The organism is Pseudoalteromonas sp. SCSIO 43210 (assembly GCF_054133285.1).
The window spans coordinates 2,121,934-2,142,362 of record NZ_CP087225.1 but is presented as its reverse complement, the minus strand read 5'-3'; the positions used below and the strand labels follow the sequence as shown (position 1 = coordinate 2,142,362).

The following is a 20,429-nucleotide window of genomic DNA, read 5'->3' as shown; positions in this document are numbered from 1 at the left end:
AGGTAACCCCATCACGTGCAAAGAATTTTTTTAAAAGGTATAAAAGGTGGTACAGGTTGTACCGCAATTGTGGCTAATCTTGCCTGCGTGCTGAAAAAATCCGGTGTACACGTAATTGCGGTTGATTTAGACCCAAAAAGTGATTTAGGGCTGCATTTTGGTTTGCCTTGGAAAAATACACAAGGCTGGAGCGACGCTGAAAATTTCAACGATATCCTGACATGTTTTTACCAAGATAGTGACGGCATCATTTTTTTACCCCATGGCGAAAAAACACCTTCTAATACCGCATTAAACGAACTGATTGATAATTGCAATAAACTGGACAATGTTCAAAACGCTTGGGTACTCTTCGATTGTCCAAGTCATATAGATATCAGTAACTACACCTTACATAAAGACGATATTGTCATTGAGTTAGTCAATTGCGATGCGGTATGCCACAGTCTTATTTATAGACGTTTGCAAAAACTAAAAAAGACAGAAAATTCGTGGCATCACTTTTTTTTAGTTAACCGATACAATTCATCCTCTGAATTAGAATTCGATTTATTCTCACTTTGGCAGTCAACACTCCCACTTATGGCACCTTTTTTTATAAATAGTGACGAAGTGATTAAAGAGTCAACGGCTTATCGTAATGTGGCACTAAACTGTGCACCTTATAGCATTGCTAACGACGATTTCGAAACGCTGGCTGGCTGGTTGGTAAGTAAAACAGCATTATGATCTCATTTAAGGCACTTCATAAACACCCTTTTCAAAACACCTTTCGACTGGTGCTGAGTTTATTGTTTAGCGAAAAATTAGTCCGTTTGATTCTGTTTAAGTTTCACGGCTACTTCAATCAACACAGAATGAATGCGATTGAAGCATTGCTGATGCCATTTCTGATTATAGTAAGTTCTCTATTTGTAAAAATTAGCGTTCATAAGCGTAATATTCGTGAATCGATAAGCGTGAATTATCCGCATTTAAGACAACCGTATAGAAACCATCCTTATTCAAATTCAATACGCTTTATTTTACAAAGCGTTTTTTTGACGTTCGTTAAAAAAACGACAAAAAAAAGGGCGACGAAAGAAAAAATATCACACCATTTCTATGACTCAGTGAATCGTCTCTTTAGGCAGTTTAGGTGGTTTGATTTAAAATTAGGTAAGTTACTAAGGCGTATACTGTCAAAAAGCAAAAAAAAACCTAAACAAAGTGCTTTTTACTCTATTGCCGATGCGCGTGTTTGGCAAAATAAATATGTAAAATACATTGTGATTGCATTCATATTGTTTTTATTAACGATTTTTATCACTATTCCTTTCAGTCTAGAAGCGCAAGCCATTTTTATAAGCTTCATTTTATTAGTCGCCTATTCACTTAAGCGAATAAAAGGCCAGATGGCAACGATTGTAATGATCACTTTATCGGTAACAACGTCCTCACGTTACTTGTGGTGGCGTTACACTGAAACACTCAATTGGGATGATCCTCTTGCTTTAGCCTTAGGAGCCGGACTACTACTTGCTGAAACATATGCTTGGCTTGTTTTAATACTTGGTTTTTTCCAAACTATTAATCCACTCGAACGCAAGCCCATACCATTACCTAGAAACACTGACTTATGGCCTACGGTTGATGTGTATATCCCAACTTACAATGAGCCATTGAGTGTTGTAAAACCAACTACATTAGCAGCGCTAAGTATCGATTGGCCTGAGGACAAGTTAAATGTGTATATTCTCGATGATGGTAAACGTCCTGAATTTGCCGATTTTGCAAAAGAAGTTGGCGTAGGGTATTTAACGCGTCCGGATAACAATCATGCCAAAGCTGGCAATATGAACAGCGCTATGCGCTATACCCACGGTGAGTACATTGCTATATTTGACTGTGACCATGTTCCCGCGCGTTCTTTTTTGCAAACAACCATGGGCCAATTTTTAAAAGACAGTAAAGTCTGTTTAGTGCAAACACCACATCATTTTTTCTCTGCTGATCCGTTCGAAAGAAACCTTAACAATCACAGCCAAATCCCAAATGAAAACATGTTATTTTACGGGCTTATTCAAGACGGTAACGACATGTGGGATGCGACTTTCTTTTGTGGTTCTTGTGCGGTATTAAAACGAGAAGCGCTGGATAATATTGGTGGTTTTGCATTTGAAACTGTAACCGAAGATGCTCACACAGCACTGCGCATGCAACGCGCAGGCTATAAAACAGCTTATATCAACATTCCACAAGCCGCAGGACTCGCTACGGATAGTTTATCGGCGCATATTGGGCAACGAATTCGTTGGGCACGCGGTATGGCGCAAATTTTCAGACTTGATAACCCTTTAATGGGCAAAGGGTTAAGTATTCCTCAACGCTTGTGCTATATAAACGCAATGTTACATTTTTTATCGGGAATACCTCGTATTGTATTTTTAACAGCCCCTTTAGCACTGATCTACTTTAATGCCTATATTATTTATGCGCCTTTTTTAGCTATTTTTATTTATGTAGTACCTACGCTTATTCAAATTAAAGCGACTAATTCACGTATTCAAGGTAAATACAGGTACTCATTTTGGGGCGAAGTGTATGAGTCGGTGTTGGCTTGGTACATATTGAAACCAACCACTGTTGCCTTATTTAATCCTAATAAAGGTAAGTTTAATGTAACAGAAAAAGGTGGGCTAAATGATGAAGAGCATTACGACTGGGGAATTTCGAAACCCTATCTCATACTATTAGCAATTAACCTTCTGGGCATCGTGTTTGGGGTACTGCGTTTGATCTTTGGTGACCCTTCTCAAATAGGTGTGTTAGTGATTAGTATGGGCTGGGCGCTCTACAACATGATTATTCTAGGAGCCGCTGTTGCTGTTGCAGCAGAAGCGCGTCAAGTAAGGCACTCACACCGAATAAAAGCCAACTTTCCAGCGGGTATTCGCTTAGCGAATGGGCACACATTAAAAGTTAGAATCACTGATTACTCAGATAATGGTGTCGGTATTGAGACAGAGCATGCCCACCTATGTAGAGTAAACGATAAAATTGAGTTGTTAATGAGTCGAGGAGACAAACAATTTTCGTTTACAACTCATGTGTGTAATACCCGTAATAAACAGATAGGTCTGACACTTAAAGATTTGTCGCTCGAAAAACAACGTGCATTTATACAGTGTACTTTTTCTAGAGCAGATGCTTGGCTTGATTGGCAAAATAACTTTAGGCATGATCGCCCGTCATACAGCTTCAAAGAAGTACAAAAGACTAGTTTAAGAGGCTTTAGTAATTTACTATTTCATGCGCCTAGGCCATTACAACCGACTATTAAACTGTTAACTCGTTTAGTTATGTATATAAACTCATTCATTCCAAAAAAACCTATAGTGCAAAATAATTATGATTAATAAGCTACTTAGTACACTCGTTATATTTTTACTCATGAACATTGCTTGGCAAGCTAATGCTATTGAGCCCATGAGTGATAAGACCATATTCAACAATGGCTACCCTGAGAGTGCTCAAGTTACTAGCTTACGTCTTGATTTTGAAGCTCTCGGTTTTAATAATTATAAGCTAGACGCTATAAATAACGATTCAAATGTCGACTTCACTAATCGCATTGATAAGTTGAGTAAAAATTTGATGTTGAATTTCTCATACACAAACTCCCCTTCATTAATTGCCAACGTATCGCATTTAAAAGTGTATTTTAATGAAAATTTGGTGACAGTTTTACCTATAAATGAACCTTCAAATATTATTAAAAATACCGCTGAACATAATATAGCGCTCAACGCAAAATACATTCAAGACTTCAATCAAATTCGCTTTGAGCTTGTTGGTTATTATAGTACGTCATGTCAAGACTATTTTAGCCGTGCTATTTGGGTAGAAATAAACAAATCAAGTAATATAACTCTCGACCAAACTTCACTGGCTATTGATAGTAAAATTGAGTATTTACCTGAACCATTTTTTGATAGCAAAGATTACAGTAAACTAACTCTTCCGTTTATTTTTTCCGGCACACCAAATAAAGAAGCAATAGAAGCCGCTGCAACACTTTCGAGCTGGTTTGGTGCTCAAGCTGATTGGCGTGGCGCTAACTTCCCTGTTGTACTTAATCAATCACCTAATCAACACAGTGTTGTATTTATTACAAACGCATCTAAACCTGCTTTTTTAGCCGACTACCCTGATGTAGAAAAACCAACAATCGAGATTATTTCCAATCCAATACACCGTTATAAAAAAATACTCCTTATATTAGGACGTGATGAAAAAGATTTAAAAACCGCAGTAAACGGTTTAGTGTTTGGCCATAAAGTAATGACTGGCCGAAGTGTAAGTATTGAAGGCATGAATAAGATTCCACTTCGCAAAGCTTACGATGCACCTCGATGGCTGAGAAGCGATCGCCCTGTACATTTTGATGAGTTAATTGACTACCCAACTCAGTTACAAACTACAGGGCTCAATAGCGGTCCTGTTAAGTTGAATATTCGCTTTGCGCCTGATTTATTTACGTGGCGTGAAAAAGGGATCCCGATAACGTTGCAATATCGTAATACGCCAGAAGATGACACACTAAGTTCTAGGCTGAATATGCTGATAAACCAAGAGTTTATTAGTGGCTTTTTATTAGAAAAAAATGACTCTACTGTAAGTACAACAAAAACACTGTTACCGTTAATTGCTAATACAGATTCAACTCAAAGTACTGAAAACTTTTCGCTTAATGGTATTAGCTTGGCTAAACGTAATGAGCTTAATTTTGATTTTCGATTTGACGTACTAAAAAATGCAACATGTACTGGAGCTCCTCTTGGCGGCGAATATGGTGTTATAGACGGTAACTCTCATATTGATGTAAGTAATTTTAATCACTATATCGCACTACCAGATTTAAATGTATTTGCTAATAGTGGATTCCCGTTTACAAAATACGCCGATTTACAACAAACATTAGTTATTTTGAATGAAAACCCAACACCTAAAGCACTTTCAATGCTCTTTAATTTAACCGGTCATTTTGGCGCTATAACAGGCTACCCTGGTCACCGTTTAACAGTAAAATATTTAAGTGATGATATAAACTACAACGATAAAGACATACTGTTTATAACCAAACCAAGTACGCGCAGTGACAAGCTAAAAGAAGATGAACCAAAAAACATTTTGCTTAACAACAATCAACGTGCAATTAAACTCGCTATTTATAACGGTGCTTATGACGATAATAAAGCTGAAAAAATACAAATAAACGTAAAGAGTAGCGGCAATATGGCGGTGATTACAGGCTATCAGTCCCCCTTTAGCTCGCAACGTTCTATAGTATCGTTAACGGCAACAACAAATGAAGCGTTTGGCCTATTAGATAACGCACTGATGAACTCGCAAAGTCGAGAACAAATTAAGGGCAGTGCAACAATAATTACAACACAAGGGATCGAAACAATTAAAACAGATAAACAGTATTTTGTTGGTCAGATCCCTGTTCATACCTTAATTTGGTTTCACTTATCAGATCACCCATTTATATTAGCGTTATTATCTATTTTAACGCTACTGATGATCTCATTTATTCTATGGCGATTATTACAAGCACTTACATACAAGCGTTTAGCTGAAGGAGATAAATAATGAAGTCACTTATAAAGGTAATCTGCATTGCTGTGGCATTATTTGCTTTTAATACGAAAGCACAGATAGAACAGTGTCAACCGTGGCAAGCATGGCAAGTATTTAAAAGCCACTTTATAAGCCCAGATGGTCGTGTTATTGATTTAGGTAGTAAGCAGAGTATTACAACATCTGAAGGTCAGTCTTACGCGTTATTTTTTGCTGTAATAGCAAACGATAAAGCAATGTTTGATTTAGTACTTGATTGGACCGAAAATCATTTATCCGAAGGTGATTTAAGTACGCGTTTACCAGCATGGCAATGGGGTATAAATGAAAAAAATGCAGGAGCAATTTTAGATTCAAACCCTGCCTCTGACTCTGATTTATGGATAGCTTATAGCTTATCACAAGCTGCTATTCTCTGGGATGACCGTCGTTATAGTATATTAGCGGCCGTGCTAGCTCAGCGTATAATACGAGAAGAAACAGCCTATATTTCCGGTCTTGGTTTGTCATTACTACCGGCCCCAGCTGGCTTTGACTTTAAAGACGAACAATATAAATTAAACCCTAGTTACTCACCTTTATTTATATATCAACAATTTAAAAAACTATATCCTCATTCTCCTTGGGAACAACTACATGAAAGCTCAGCAAAGTTAATTCTAGATACGGCCAAACAAGGTGTTAGCCCTGACTGGGTAATGTACGACACTAATAATGGTTTTTATTACGATAAAAAAACAAGTGACGTAGGAAGCTACAACGCTATTAGGGTTTATTTATGGGCCAGTATGATGGCAAACGATGCACCTTATAAAAAAGAATTGTTAGCACAATTTAATCCATTTTTAAAAACAATTAATGACCGTGGTTATGTGCCATTAAATACGTTTTCGAAATCAGGTAAATCAGAAAAAAGAGGCCCATTAGGCTTTAATGCAGCTTTACTACCTTTACTTGCAATACAAGACGATGATTCCTTAGCGATGACAATTCAGCAAAAATTAATGGTTGATAAGTCATTCACTCAAACTCGTTACTACGACAGTGTATTAAATTTATTTGGTACAAGTACTTTAAATAAACGTTTTGCAATTACAGCGGATGGAACATTACAACCTAAATGGAGTACTGAATGCAGCTAAAGGTTGCCCTACTCTGCGTATTAATACTGAGCCCAATGCTAAACGCAAAAACAGTAAATGATATTGATACGCGATCTGTTGAGTGGTTACTAAGCCAAATAAATATTGGTGAAGCACAAAAAAATAAAAGGCTTATTGAAGATAGCTTGAAAAAGCTGGTCGCGATTGCTCCAACCCGCATAGAAACACAGTGTGCTCAAGCGCATTACAACTTTGTTAACGGTGATTTAGATGGAGCAAATCAATTACTAAGCAAATTAAATAACGGACTTGTTAAGCAACCCCCTTGCATTGAAAAACTCAAAGTCATGTCTCGAATTGAAGGCAAAGATAAATCGGCTATTCAAGAAGCTAAATTACTAGCTCGCGCAGGTCGGTACGAACCTGCACGTCAAATTTATAATAAAATATTTAATAATGTATACCCAACACTCAATTATGAACTAGAACATTTAAGCTGGTACGCACAAGACAGCTCTCAATGGCAAAGTGTTAAAAATGGTTACGAAACATTATTGCAAAGTTACTCTAATATAGGCCAAGTTGAGATTGCTTACGCGAGGCATTTACTCAGACGTAACCCAAGTGACAAGCACGCTATTCGTATTCTAAGTAAATACGGCTCAACTTCTAGCTTTAGTAATGAAGTAGAAGAGATTTGGCTCGGTTCGCTAGCAAACATGCCAATTAGTGGTGCCACTGATAAAGAGTTTCAAACCTACTTTATGCTTTACCCGTTTAGTACTAAAGGTGAGTTACAGTATCAGGATTTCAAAAAAGATTTAACAGCACGTCAAACCTTAATTGCAGATCCAGCCTATCAGCTCTGGGTTAGAGGCGATAAACTCCTTGAAAAAAACAAATTAAAAGCGGCTGAACCGTTACTGTTAAAAGCGATAAGTGGGCGACCTCAAGACGGTGCAATAATGCGAAGTCTGGGTATTCTTTATTTACGCTTAGGTGACAATCAAAAATCCTATGAGTACTTTACACGAGCGCAACAGCACACCGCCGATTTTGCACAAAGAGAAACCTTAAAAGGATTAGCTAAAACAGCAAAGTTTTGGCTTTATATACGCCAAGCCAAAGATGCAATTAATAAGAATGAATTTAAAATAGCAAAGCTAAAATTAGACTTAGCTGATGCATTGGAGCAAAACCCTAATGCAGTTTTATATAACAGAGGCTTGTTACAATTTGCTCAAGGGCAATACTCTCAAGCAGCACGAACCTATCAAATTGTTTTAAAGAATGCCCCTCTCAATAACAGCGCCTTATTAGGTTTGCTTGAAATAGCTGAACTTGAACAAAGTGAACAAGCTTTAACGTCTTTTTATAGCCGTTTAACATTTGCTCAAAAGGAGCAAATTAAGCAATCCTATTCAATATCGCTTAGTAGCCAATATCGAGCAAAAGCAAATACCCTAGCGCAAGCAGGTGATTTAGAGCAGGCTGAAAAAGTGTTGCGTGAGGCAATAGATATTGCACCAGAGCAATCTTGGCTATATTACGACTTAGCTTTTATATACCAACAAAAAGGGCTTACTGATAAAGCTCGTACGTTGTTTAATAACGTATTGTGGCAGTTCCCTTTAAACCCTCAGCTGCGCTATAGCCACGCGCTTTTTCTACGATCTATTGATGACTACCAAGGCGCTATTGCAACCTTGCAATATATTCCCTTTAGAGCCAGAAATGCAGATATTGTTACGCTAGAACAACAGCTACAACTTAACGAATCTTTAACTCAAAGCGAGCGCCATCTTGATGCTAAAAATAAAGCAACGGCCATCTATCATTTAAGCGCCTTAGAAGCACAAAACTTAACTCCCGTAATGCAAGCCGAATTAGCACGTAATTGGTATCGAATTAATGAAAAGCTATACGCTGTTAAACTTATAAATAAAGCATTAACGGCACAACCTACACTTTCTGCTTATTGGCATATGCTTTATGGCGAATGGCTATTAGAACAAGGAAATGAGCAACAAACTAAACAATGGTTCACCAGTTATGCTCTTTCAGAAAATGCATCTAAAAATGATGTTAATCAATATGTACAGTTACAAAACAACTATATTAACCAGTATTACAGCGGCAGCGATTTAATTGCGAAACTAAATCAACTAGACCAAAAATATAAAAATAACGCAGCAATAACCACAGCATTAATTAACGCAAATTTAGCGCTTGAACAACGCCAAGCAGCGATTATCTTATATCAGCAAAAAGTACAAAATAAGCAAATTATTGAGCCACAAGCTTTACTAGCGATTGCTAAAGCGTACAGAGAGCAAGGTGATGATTTTCAAGCCAAAGAAGTAACACAACAAGCTATAACGCAAACTTCATCACAGGAAAGCTATTTACAACGTCAAATTATGGCATCTCTTAATGATTTTAACTACTCAGGTGACGCACTTGGTTTAGCTACAGAACTCATTACTAAATCGCCAAATGATACAGAGTTACGTTATTTGGGCGCCCAAGTGGCCAGCAATTTCAATGAAACAGAACAAGCTCAACTTTGGTACACACAAACACTCTCGCCTAACCGCACATTAACTGAAAAAGAGCTTTATAACTCGCTTTCGCTAATAAATGAAAGCGATGAGTGGTATATAAACGGCGCAAAGCGTGAGCTTATTAATGAACAAAACAAAAACCAAGCTTACATCGCTATTGGTGTTAACTTTAGTGGCCAGACAAGCACTGAAAGTGAAGCAACCCTTGGGGCTGGTTTAGTGCCTATTGAAGCTTATTTCCCACTTTGGCAAGGTCAAGGCTTTGTAAAAATAGACCCGACAACAATTAGTGCGCAAACAACACGTTTTGATGAGCAATTTGCGGGAAGCCGTTATGGCCAAGGTGCTTTATGTATATTTACGTGTTCTCTTGATGAAGTAAGCCCGAAAGAAAGCGGCGTAGATATTGGATTAGGCTGGCAGAATGAAAACTGGCGTTTAGATATAGGTACAACCCCTTTAGGGTTTTTAATTGAGGATATTGTCTGGGGCGTAAATTACGCCGATGATATTGGCGACTTTGGATACAGCCTTGAATTAGAGAAGCGTCCTGTTACCAGCTCAGTACTTTCTTATGCGGGTCTTGAAGATATAAACACCGGTAAAATATGGGGCGGCGTACGTTCTACAGGCCTTACTGCAAATATATCACACGATTTAGGTGGTAATTGGGGATTTTGGTCTAGTGCTGACTTTACCTCATATAAGGGCCAAAATGTAAAAGACAATCAGCGATATCGTATTATGGGTGGCAGTTATTATCGCGTAATTAGCAATCAAGAACGCGAATTCACTGTAGGAGCAAGCTTATTACATTGGGCATACCAATATAATTTAAGTGAAGAAACTTGGGGGCATGGTGGTTACTATAGTCCACAAAATTATGTTGGTTTATCAGTACCGCTTAGTTATGACGCACGTTGGGGCAATGATTTTGTTTATCGTTTGAAAACGGGCGTTTCATATTCACAAACTAAAACCCAAGCAATTGACTTTTTCCCTAACGATCCAGACTTACAAGCAGAAGCGTTTATTCGTCAGCTTGAAACAGGAGCAAATCCAGCGTTTGAGGGCGACACAAGTTCAAGTATCTCTTATAACCTAGAGGGCAGCTTTGAATATAGAATAACGCCACACTGGTTTTTTGGTGGTTACCTGGCAATAGATCGTTCAGACTTTTACGAGCCTAACTTTGGCCAATTGTATATGCGATACTACTTCAACCCTGTATATGGCACTCTTGAATTTCCTGGCACTCCAATTGTACCTTATGCCGAGTTCTAACTCGGCATAAGGTGATACACCGCGCAATACTTCCCCTAGCACTAAGGTATATGTATACTTGTGCCCAATTGTAACTAGGATAAGGGTGTGCCTCTTACCTTGTGGTGTTATTACCCTATAGCAAATCATTATCTTAGCTACAAATACTATACTGATGGTCGAGCATTCTAGTAAATACAAATACTAAAATAGCTAAAGCAAAAAATTATAAGGCCATTACAACAATTCTTAAAGTTAGGAAGTAAATATGAGTTCAGCTCCAGATAGTGGCTGGTTTGGCCACCCTAAAGGACTTTCGACATTGTTCTTCACTGAAATGTGGGAACGAATGAGTTATTACGGTATGCGAGCTATGCTCGTATTGTTTATGACGGCAAGCTTACAACAAGAAGGCCTTGGCTTTACCGTTGCATCAGCTGCTGCAATATATGGTTTATACACAGGCGCAGTATACTTTTTAGGTTTACCTGGCGGTTGGCTAGCCGATAGACTATTCGGTGGTCAAAAAGCGGTTTGGTATGGCGGTATTATTATTATGTGTGGCCATATTATTTTGGCAGTTCCACATGATTATTCATTTTTTATTGGCTTAATATTTGTAGCGACGGGTACTGGTTTATTAAAACCAAATATCAGCGCAATGGTTGGCCAGTTATACAGTGATGCCGACGAACGTCGTGATGGTGGTTACGCTATTTACTACATGGGTATTAACCTAGGTTCTTTGATTGGTTACTACGTTTGTGGTTACTTTATGGAAAACGTAGGCTGGCACTGGGCGTTTGGCGCAGCAGCTGTTGGTATGGCTATTGGTTTAGTGCAATATAAGCGCTCACTTAATAACTTGCCAGAGCATAGCGTTTTACCAGCCAACCCATTAGGCCCTAAAGGTACTTCCCGCGCATGGGGTGGTATTGCTGCGTTTGTAATTATAGCTGCAGCAGTGACTACAGCTGCAATGACCGGCGCAATTGTAATCAATCCAACAGTGGTTGCAGGATACGTAGCTGTTGTATTCACTATTATCTTTTTTGTTTATTTTGGTGTTATTTACTTTACAGGTAAATTAACTGATGCTGAAAAACAAAGAATGTGGGCGCTATTTTTAGTATGTATTGCATCAGCATGTTTTTGGTCTGGTTTTGAACAAGCAGGTTCATCATTAAACTTATTTGCACGCGATTATACTGACCGCCTTATTGGTACTTTTGAAATCCCTACAACGTGGTTTCAATCGTTAAACTCGCTGTTTATTATTGCCCTATCACCATTTTTTGCAGCGCTTTGGATTAATTTATCTAAAAGTCTAGTATCACCTAGCTACAGCGTTAAGTGTGCGCTTGGTTTAATTATCATGGCGTCAGGCTTTTTAGTTATGTTTATGGCGGCTCATTACGCTGCTGAAGGCTTAAAAGTAGCGCCTTACTGGCTTGTTACTACCTATTTTTTACATACAGTAGGTGAGCTTTGTTTAAGCCCTGTAGCATTAAGTGCGGTAAGTAAACTATCGCCTAAACGTTACACTGGTCAAATGATGGGTGTATTTGTATTAACTTACTCAATCGGTAACATCATCGCAGGTTTACTTGCTGGTAATTTCGATCCGAATAATGTCCAAGAAATCCCTAACCTATACCTACAAATTGCATTATTTAGCATTGGTGTTGGTGTTGTTTTAGTACTCATGACATTTAAAGCTAAAGTATGGGAAAAACAAGGGTTAGAAGAAAAAGCTTCTTAATTGTTTTTTAAATAATATAGCTAAAAACCAATCCCTCATAACCGCTATGAGGGATTTTTTTATTCAACTTTGCCGCACCACTGTTAACTGATATTATAGCCTGATTGATTAGAGAATAGACTCAGGGAACAGCTGTATATGCAATCGTTAACGATATTACATGCCACAATTTTAGCATTTTTAATTATGCTTTTATCAGCTTGTGGCGGCTCCAGTGACGAGGTTACACTCAATCCAAACAACCCAGTTGAACCAGAGCCAAGTACACTCACATTATCAAGCTCGACTGGTTTAGACACGACATTAGATGAAGGTAATTTTATACTAACCGCTCCTGCTGGTGCGACTTCTAGTAATACAGAGCTTACTTACGAGAAAACACTATTAGATGAAGCAAATGAGCAACAAAATATAGTTTCAGATTTACATAGTCTTACACCAAACTCGCTGACTTTAATTACCCCCATCACTATTACAATAAAAATCCCTGTGGACTATGCATTAGGCGGGCAACTCTTTATAGCAAAACTATCAACCAATACATGGGACATAATCGAAAACTCAACCGTGTTAGATGGCTTCGTTAGCGCGCAAGTGAACACATTAGGCACCTACGCAATACAAATGCAGCGTAATGAAACTTTTGCCAATATAGGCCCAACTTGTGATGCGAATGCCACTAAACAATCAGTGAGGTTTGTGCATGTTGCCGATTTACATGCTCGCTTTGGCTACCAAGAGCAATATTTCAGCCGTATTAAAGCCTACTACAACCAAGTAGCAAGCCAAACTCCTCATACCTTATTTACAAATGGTGGTGACGACTATGAAAAAGGCACCGTCGCAGAGCAACTATCACAAGGTACTGCAACAGAAGAAGCAATTAAAGCGATGCAATTTGATGTTCGTGTTGTTGGAAACCATGATTACGCATGGGGCCCAGAAAAACTATTAAGTTATTCACAAGACGAGAATGCCATCGTACTGGCGAGTAATACACGGTATGAAGGTGAGCAACTACAAGATTTTGCAGGCGTTGGATTTGCAAAAATACAAGTAGGGTGTGTCACTTTAGGTTTGTTTGGTATGACTTCTGTGCCATGGAATGAACTTGATGAACCAATTGAAGATGAACCAATCCCTGATTTCATAAAACAATTTAAAATGAGCTGGCAATGGCAACAAGTGGCGCAAAGCATTGTTAGTCAATATCGTGACGACGTAGATTATATGATCATGCTGAGCCATTTAGGTGTCGGTCTTGATACTGATATGGCAACTAACGTCGCAGGCATTGATTTAGTGCTTGGCGGCCACACGCATGGTGGTGAAAGTTTCGAGACACTAGACAACGGCGCGATTGTTATTCAGCCAGATTTTTATGCTAAAGGGATTACTGATTTAACGCTTGATTTTGATTTAGCGGATAAATCATCTCCGGTTGTTGATTACAAAACAATTGAAACCGACTCTATTAATGAACGAGATGAAACGACTAAACAAGCTATTGATGAAATTATGGGTCGTTATGCTCCTGACGCTGAAACAGAAATAACTATTTCAGAAAATTATCCAACTACTTTACAATTAGCTGAAATAACTGCCTTAGCCGCAAAACATTCAAGCACAATTAGCGCAGCATTACTTAACCCTGAACTAGTACAAAAGCGCTGGACACCCGGCACACTGACTCAAGAAGACTTCCATAAAGCTTTTTATGTAGAAAGGCAGCCATCAAATACGCCTGGGTTTAATTCTATCTATAAAGTAACAGTATCGGGAAGAGACTTAGCAGCGATGTTTGCCAGTCAACCTGATTGGTTTTTACTTAAACCTGAAGATATACAACCCACAAATAATTACGAAGTTGCGCTATTTAAAGGCGCGGCTTTAAATCCTGATTTATTTTTTAATAGTGTGACATTCTCAAACATAGAGCCAATAGCCGAAGCTTGGTGGCTACTTGATAAATATGCTCGATTTAGAACAAGCCAATGCCTACATTTGGATACCGACACTGAGCTTTACTCGTGCAGTAACGTAGCAAATGTAACTATATGGAATTTTGAGGATGCTAACAATCCGTTAGCGGCTGATTTTGGGCCTTCAGTACTTAACTATTTCGATCCAAATGAAACCAATTGGGGCACTGATGAAACCCAATATAACACCACCACTCAGTTAAATATTGATGATTTAACTGACGGCCCTTCGGGTGTAATGGCATTTTCGCGCCACTCCCCGACAGAAGGCTTATTAATTGAATTAAACACCCCTGCAAATGGTGATTTTGCAAACGAAGGAATGGTATCTGACTACACACTTGTTATGGATTTATATTGGCCTTCAGAAGGCAAAGATATTTATCGTGCAATAATGCAAGCAGAAACAAACAGTTATCTGGATGACGATGCTGACATATTTATAGACCCAAGTGGTGGTTATGGTAAATCAACAAGCGACAGTGGCTACTTTGGTAATACTCAGGCAGAAGCATGGCACCGTGTCGCATTTGTTTTCTACACAGCACCTACAAATGGGGTATTTGAAGTATACATTGATGGTGAATTAGCTGGCGTTAAAGAAGACGGCGAAATTGACCGCCAATGGGCACTCAATAAAACGGTGCTTTTATTTACCGATAATAATTTTGAAACCGTAGCGGGTTACTTGAATGCATTGCTTTATGCTGGCCGTGCTATGACCCAAGATGAAATTAAGCGTATGGGCGCTGCACAACAAAAATTAACATTTGAGCAATCTACACGTACTTTAAACCAAACAATTGAACGTCACTACAAAGCAGCTCCAGCAATAAAAACTAACCCATGGCTAGAGCAGCGAAACAAGTTTTTTGGCAACGCCTCTCAAAGTGTAAACAATTAAGTACGAAAAAGCTTTTACTTATTAATTATAAAAGGGGGTTTAACGCAGGTTAAACCTCCTTTTTAGTATTTAAATACAATAACTTAAAAACAAGCACTCCCACTTGAATTTATACCATATAACTTCATTTTACTTAACTGTATTACAAACACGTAACTTTATAATAACCGTCCTATAAAATTTACACATGCACTAGACACTAAATAGCGCCCTCCTCTTCCCCAAATTAAAAATCTGGTTGATTATCTACTGCAATATGACAACAACACATAATCGCAGTGCTTAATTGCGGGAGTAATAATAATGAGTGAAGTAAATAACTATTTAGGTTTAGTCGGTATTGAATTTACCGAGTACGCAACACCTGATGCTGATTATATGGATAAAGTATTTACTGATTTTGGCTTCTCTAAGCTTAAAAAATTCAAAGGTAAAGACATTGTTTATTACAACCAAAACGATATTCACTTTTTACTGAATAACGAGCGTGAAGGTTTTTCTGCAGAATTTGCTAAAAGCCATGGTCCTGCTATTTGTTCAATGGGTTGGCGTGTTGAGAATGCGCAAAAAGCATTTGAAACAGCAGTAGAGCGTGGTGCAAAACCAGCGACCGACTCAACGCATAAAAACATGCCCTACCCTGCAATTTATGGCATTGGCGACAGCCTAATTTACTTTATTGAACAATTTGGCGACAAAGGCACTATTTATGAAAGTGATTTTGAAGACTTAGAAACGCAAAATGTTGTAGAAGATAAAGGCTTTATCCGAATCGATCATTTAACCAATAACGTTTATAAAGGCACCATGGAAAAATGGGCTAACTTTTATAAAGACGTATTTGGTTTTACTGAAGTACGCTACTTTGACATTAAAGGTCAAAAAACAGCGCTTATCTCGTATGCACTTAAGTCCCCTTGTGGCACCTTCTCTATTCCAATAAACGAAGGTAAAGGTAACGATAACAACCAAATTGATGAATACCTTGGTGAGTACAACGGCCCAGGCGTTCAACATTTAGCGTTTTTAACAGATGACTTAGTAAGCTCTCTCGATAAGCTTGATAAATCAACAATTGCAACGTTGGATATTATCCCAGAGTACTACGATACTATTTTTGACCGTGTACCTTGGGTTGCTGAAGATAAAGAAAAAATTCGTCAGCATCAGATACTCGTAGATAGCCAAAGTGAAAATTGTTATTTATTACAAATTTTCTCTAAAAACTTATTTGGTCCAATCTTTATAGAAATGATCCAACGCGTTGATGATGGTGGCTTTGGTGAAGGTAACTTCCAAGCATTATTTGAATCAATCGAACGTGACCAAGAGCGTCGCGGCGTTTTATAAAATATTTGAGTAAATTAAAAGCAGCGAACTTCGCTGCTTTTTGTCGTTTTAATATTTAAAAAGTATGGCGCCAAGTACAAGTATGATTAAATAAACTATACCTTGTCGCCATACAGTAAAATCCAAAGGAAATGTAATGAGCCTAATTAACGAAACCCACGATATTAATTTAACCAGCTGGGTAGAATCAGCTAATGTTGATAATTGCGACTTTCCAATTCAAAACTTACCGTTTGCAGAATTTCGTCGTAAAGGGTCTGATGAGGCCTTTCGTGGTGGTGTTGCAATTGGTGACCAAGTAATCGATTTAGCAAAACTAAGTAAATTAAACGTTTTAACAGGTGACGCTAAAACAGCCGCTGATGCAGCAAGTGAAACAACTCTAAATACATTTATGGGTTTAGGGGGGCAGTATTGGTCAGCCCTTCGTTTGGCCCTTTCAAAAGCACTAAGAGCAGGCTCTGAGCACCAAAAAGCGCTTAGCGATACATTGGTTGCACAGTCTGATATAGAGTTTTCTTTGCCTTGTCGCATCGGTGATTACACCGACTTTTACACTTCTATTTATCATGCTACTGCTGTGGGTAGTTTGTTTCGCCCTGATAACCCATTACTACCTAACTATAAATGGGTACCTATTGGTTATCATGGTCGCTCTTCATCTATTGACGTATCGGGTCAAACATTTCATCGCCCTAAAGGTCAAACCAAAGCGCCAGACGCAGAAGTGCCATCATTCGGTCCGTGTAAACGCCTTGATTACGAACTAGAGCTGGGTATTTACTTAGGTAAAGGCAATGCACTGGGCGATGCAATCGCTATCGAAAATGCTGAAAACCACGTATTTGGCTTTTGTGTATTTAACGATTGGTCAGCACGTGACTTGCAAGCGTGGGAATACCAACCGCTTGGTCCATTTTTAGCTAAAAACTTTGCCTCAACGGTATCGCCTTGGATTGTAACAACCGAAGCATTAGCGCCTTACAGAACAAGCTGGACACGTGATGAAAACGATCCACAGCCTATGGACTATTTAGAATCAAAAGCGAATCGCGACCAAGGTGCTTTTGATATTCAAATGGATGTTAAAATTCAAACGCAAAAAATGCGTAGCGAAGGCCATAACCCAACGCGCGTATCAACATCTAGCTTTAAGCACTCTTACTGGACTGTGGCACAAATGGTTACTCACCACACAGTAAATGGCTGTAACTTTATGCCAGGTGACATGCTAGGTTCGGGCACTCAGTCGGGTCCAACGCACGAAGAAGCAGGTTCATTACTTGAGCTTTCTCGTGGCGGTAAAGAAAAAATTACGCTAAGTAATGGCGAACAACGCAGCTTTTTAGAAGATGGCGATAACATTATTATGCGTGGCTGGTGTGAAAAAGAAGGCTATGCACGTATAGGTTTTGGCTCTGTAGAGAGTACAGTTCTGCCTACAAAATAATACGAGTATTAAATAAAAGGGCTGCTTACTAAAAGCAGCCCTTTTTTATTAATTTTTGAACAGTTACAATTTTTCTCTGGCTTTTTTAACTCAAATTGCTATCTTAATTCGGTTAATAGCCAATGTTTATATGCCATGTCAGTATTTATAAAGTCTTTTTATCAAAAAACATTTCCAGCCCGTCAGTTGCTTATTCGCCAAAATGGTGAAGTTAAGCATGTTGTTTTGGCGTCTTGGGTTCAGCTTACTGTTGCAGTACTTGTTTTTGCTACTTTAGCTTGGATCAGTATTTCTACATTACGTGTTTATTCACAAACGAACAAAATTTCCAACATCAAGCAAAACCAATTGAATAAACAACTACTTTGGCAGAAAAAAGTCAGCGAACAAAATGCACTTTATACAAATCAGTTAGAACAGCTGGCTATTCTTGAACAAAAACAGGCTTTATTGCAAAGCATGATAGAGTCATTACCAGCCTCGATTAGCAAAGATTCAATACAGCTTGATAGTAATCTCGAGTCACCAATTAGTGAACGAAAAGAAGAATTTCATGCTCCACTACTTGATGAAGAGCCAAACAATAAGCAAGTGAACTTAGTTACCCCGCTTACTTTTTCAGCAAGATACCAACATTTAGCACAAGCTTATCAAAAAAACTTTGCATTACTTGATAGCCAAATAAATAAACGACACGACGATATTTTAGCAATGCTTAAAGGCGCAGGGCTTGAATCGGCACTTAAACAACATTTGTCACTAAGCGAACAAAAAACAGCACAAGGTGGCCCACTTGATGTTTTTGATGAAACAAAAATTCCGACCCAATTTTTACTTATTGCCGATAAACTACTCTTATTAAATAACCTTGAGAACTTTTTAACAGAGCTTCCGAATTCTTTACCTTTGCCTGCTGCAAAATATTACATTTCAAGTAGTTTTGGTCTTCGTAAAGATCCGATGAATAATCGTCGAGCCTTTCATAAAGGAGTCGATTTAGCTGGTTGGCATAAAACCGAAATTTTTGCCCCTGCTGACGCTATAGTTCTCAGAGCCGGCCGCAACGGTGGTTACGGTAACTTTATTGAGCTTGAACATAAAAATGGCCTCGTGACTCGTTTTGGCCACTTAAATAAGATTAAAGTGAAGAAAGGTCAACTAATTACTAAAAATGATGTAATAGGTTTAATGGGGAGCACCGGTAGAAGTACCAGTACTCACTTGCATTATGAAGTATTACTTGATGGCAAACATGTTAATCCTCTAAAAATAACAAAGGCGCTTTCTCATGTTCGGTAGAAAGAAACAAAAACCAGGAAGCTCTAGTTTAAAAAGAGTAAATAACACTCCCTCTATTATTTCACAAGATGTTCGTCTCACAGGCACCTTAGTTAGCCAAGGTGAAGTACAATTAGATGGTCGTATTGATGGTGATATTAAAGTAAAACATTTAGTTATTGGCTCAACAGGTATTATTGAAGGCATGGTTGAAGCACAAAATGTAATTGTAAAAGGCAAAGTTATTGGCTCAATAAACGCCAGTGAAGTAAATGTTAAAAGCGGCGCACATGTTCATGGCGATGTATTCCACGATACCTTAAGCATAGATGCCGGTGCGATTATTGAAGGTAGTTTAAAGCAACGTTTTGAAAAAGATGCAATTGAGCTTATTAGTGAAGAATTAAAACCAGTCAGTGAAGTTAAAATGTTGTTAGAGGAAGACGACAGCGGCTTGTCGTTTGTAAATAAACAAGCCACAGATAAAAACTAAATCAACTCAGTTGACTGTCCATTATTTTTTTTCAGTGATATACATAGTAATATCAGCGGTGAATACGAGTTCATCGCGGGTATTATAAAGTTTAACCGGTACTACTAGGTCCTCTTTATCAGTCCACTTATGTGGTAAATCAATTTCAGCGACAGCTCGTACATCTGTGTCTACTTTAGCTAAATACTGCACTGTCATTCCTTTTGGGATCCAACGATGCGTTTTAACTGGCACTGTTGCATCAACCATTACACCTGCACACAGTTCAGCTAAATTACACTGCGCAATAGCATGAATAGTTCCAATATGATTATGAACGCTGCGACGATTTTTAACCACCGCACTACAATGGCCCTCTCTCAAATCGAGTACGTAAGGTTTCATCGAACCAAAATATGGCGCTTTAAAGCAAACAGCTTTAGTAAAAAGCCAATTCCCAAAAGGTAGGCGCTTAAATTTATGCCATATTTGTACAAGTGCAGATTTATTACTCATTATTATTTTCCATCAACAGTTACTTTTTTAAAATTAACACATCAGACCAGTTTTAAAAAGTGCATTTATGCTGGCTTTTTAGCTTAATCCAATCAAAAAGTAAGAATGACAGCCTATGCAGGGGTCATAAGCCCTTTCTTTTTTATGAGTGCCCACCTAA

At 38.3% G+C, this 20,429-nt stretch carries 12 protein-coding genes; 11 read left to right on the top strand and 1 reads right to left on the bottom strand.

Annotation, left to right across the window (positions count from 1 at the left end; genetic code table 11):
• Positions 1-15: 15 nt before the first annotated feature.
• The 11 genes from bcsQ to LOS73_RS09080 all read left to right on the top strand — a co-directional run bounded on the left by bcsQ (position 16) and on the right by LOS73_RS09080 (position 19,774).
• Positions 16-729, top strand: a complete 714-nt coding sequence (bcsQ, locus tag LOS73_RS09130; protein ID WP_033031541.1) for a cellulose biosynthesis protein BcsQ — start codon at positions 16-18, stop codon at positions 727-729.
• The gene (gene bcsA, locus LOS73_RS09125; protein WP_033031539.1) at positions 726-3,398 is read left to right on the top strand and encodes a UDP-forming cellulose synthase catalytic subunit; all 2,673 of its coding nucleotides are present in this window, start codon (positions 726-728) and stop codon (positions 3,396-3,398) included. The genes bcsQ and bcsA overlap by 4 nt, the downstream gene beginning before the upstream one ends.
• Positions 3,391-5,637, top strand: a complete 2,247-nt coding sequence (gene bcsB, locus LOS73_RS09120; protein WP_033031536.1) for a cellulose biosynthesis cyclic di-GMP-binding regulatory protein BcsB — start codon at positions 3,391-3,393, stop codon at positions 5,635-5,637. Before bcsA ends, bcsB begins: the two co-directional genes overlap by 8 nt.
• Positions 5,637-6,767 carry a cellulose synthase complex periplasmic endoglucanase BcsZ gene (gene bcsZ / locus LOS73_RS09115; RefSeq protein ID WP_033031534.1) on the top strand — a complete coding sequence of 377 codons (1,131 nt, stop codon included), beginning with the start codon at positions 5,637-5,639 and terminating at the stop codon, positions 6,765-6,767. The genes bcsB and bcsZ overlap by 1 nt, the downstream gene beginning before the upstream one ends.
• Positions 6,758-10,576: a cellulose synthase subunit BcsC-related outer membrane protein gene (locus LOS73_RS09110; protein WP_033031532.1), complete on the top strand. Its 3,819-nt coding sequence runs from the start codon at positions 6,758-6,760 to the stop codon at positions 10,574-10,576. Before bcsZ ends, LOS73_RS09110 begins: the two co-directional genes overlap by 10 nt.
• A gap of 247 nt (positions 10,577-10,823) precedes the next feature.
• Positions 10,824-12,317, top strand: coding sequence for a peptide MFS transporter (locus LOS73_RS09105; protein ID WP_033031529.1), 1,494 nt, complete (start codon positions 10,824-10,826; stop codon positions 12,315-12,317).
• A 138-nt stretch (positions 12,318-12,455) separates the two neighbouring features.
• Positions 12,456-15,203: a metallophosphoesterase gene (locus LOS73_RS09100; protein WP_457934869.1), complete on the top strand. Its 2,748-nt coding sequence runs from the start codon at positions 12,456-12,458 to the stop codon at positions 15,201-15,203.
• 303 nt (positions 15,204-15,506) lie between these two features.
• Positions 15,507-16,553, top strand: a complete 1,047-nt coding sequence (hppD, locus tag LOS73_RS09095) for a 4-hydroxyphenylpyruvate dioxygenase (RefSeq protein WP_149594251.1) — start codon at positions 15,507-15,509, stop codon at positions 16,551-16,553.
• Positions 16,554-16,689: 136 nt separating this feature from the next.
• A complete protein-coding gene (gene fahA / locus LOS73_RS09090) occupies positions 16,690-18,003 on the top strand; it encodes a fumarylacetoacetase (protein ID WP_457934868.1) in 1,314 nt (437 codons plus the stop codon).
• Positions 18,004-18,138: 135 nt separating this feature from the next.
• Positions 18,139-19,302 carry a M23 family metallopeptidase gene (locus tag LOS73_RS09085; RefSeq protein ID WP_457934867.1) on the top strand — a complete coding sequence of 388 codons (1,164 nt, stop codon included), beginning with the start codon at positions 18,139-18,141 and terminating at the stop codon, positions 19,300-19,302.
• The gene (locus tag LOS73_RS09080; RefSeq protein ID WP_033031527.1) at positions 19,292-19,774 is read left to right on the top strand and encodes a bactofilin family protein; all 483 of its coding nucleotides are present in this window, start codon (positions 19,292-19,294) and stop codon (positions 19,772-19,774) included. Before LOS73_RS09085 ends, LOS73_RS09080 begins: the two co-directional genes overlap by 11 nt.
• Positions 19,775-19,795: 21 nt before the next feature.
• Here the strand turns inward: LOS73_RS09080 and LOS73_RS09075 are convergent, their stop codons facing one another.
• Positions 19,796-20,269 carry a hotdog fold domain-containing protein gene (locus tag LOS73_RS09075; RefSeq protein WP_007376891.1) on the bottom strand — a complete coding sequence of 158 codons (474 nt, stop codon included), beginning with the start codon at positions 20,267-20,269 and terminating at the stop codon, positions 19,796-19,798.
• Between the last annotated feature and the right edge of the window lie 160 nt (positions 20,270-20,429).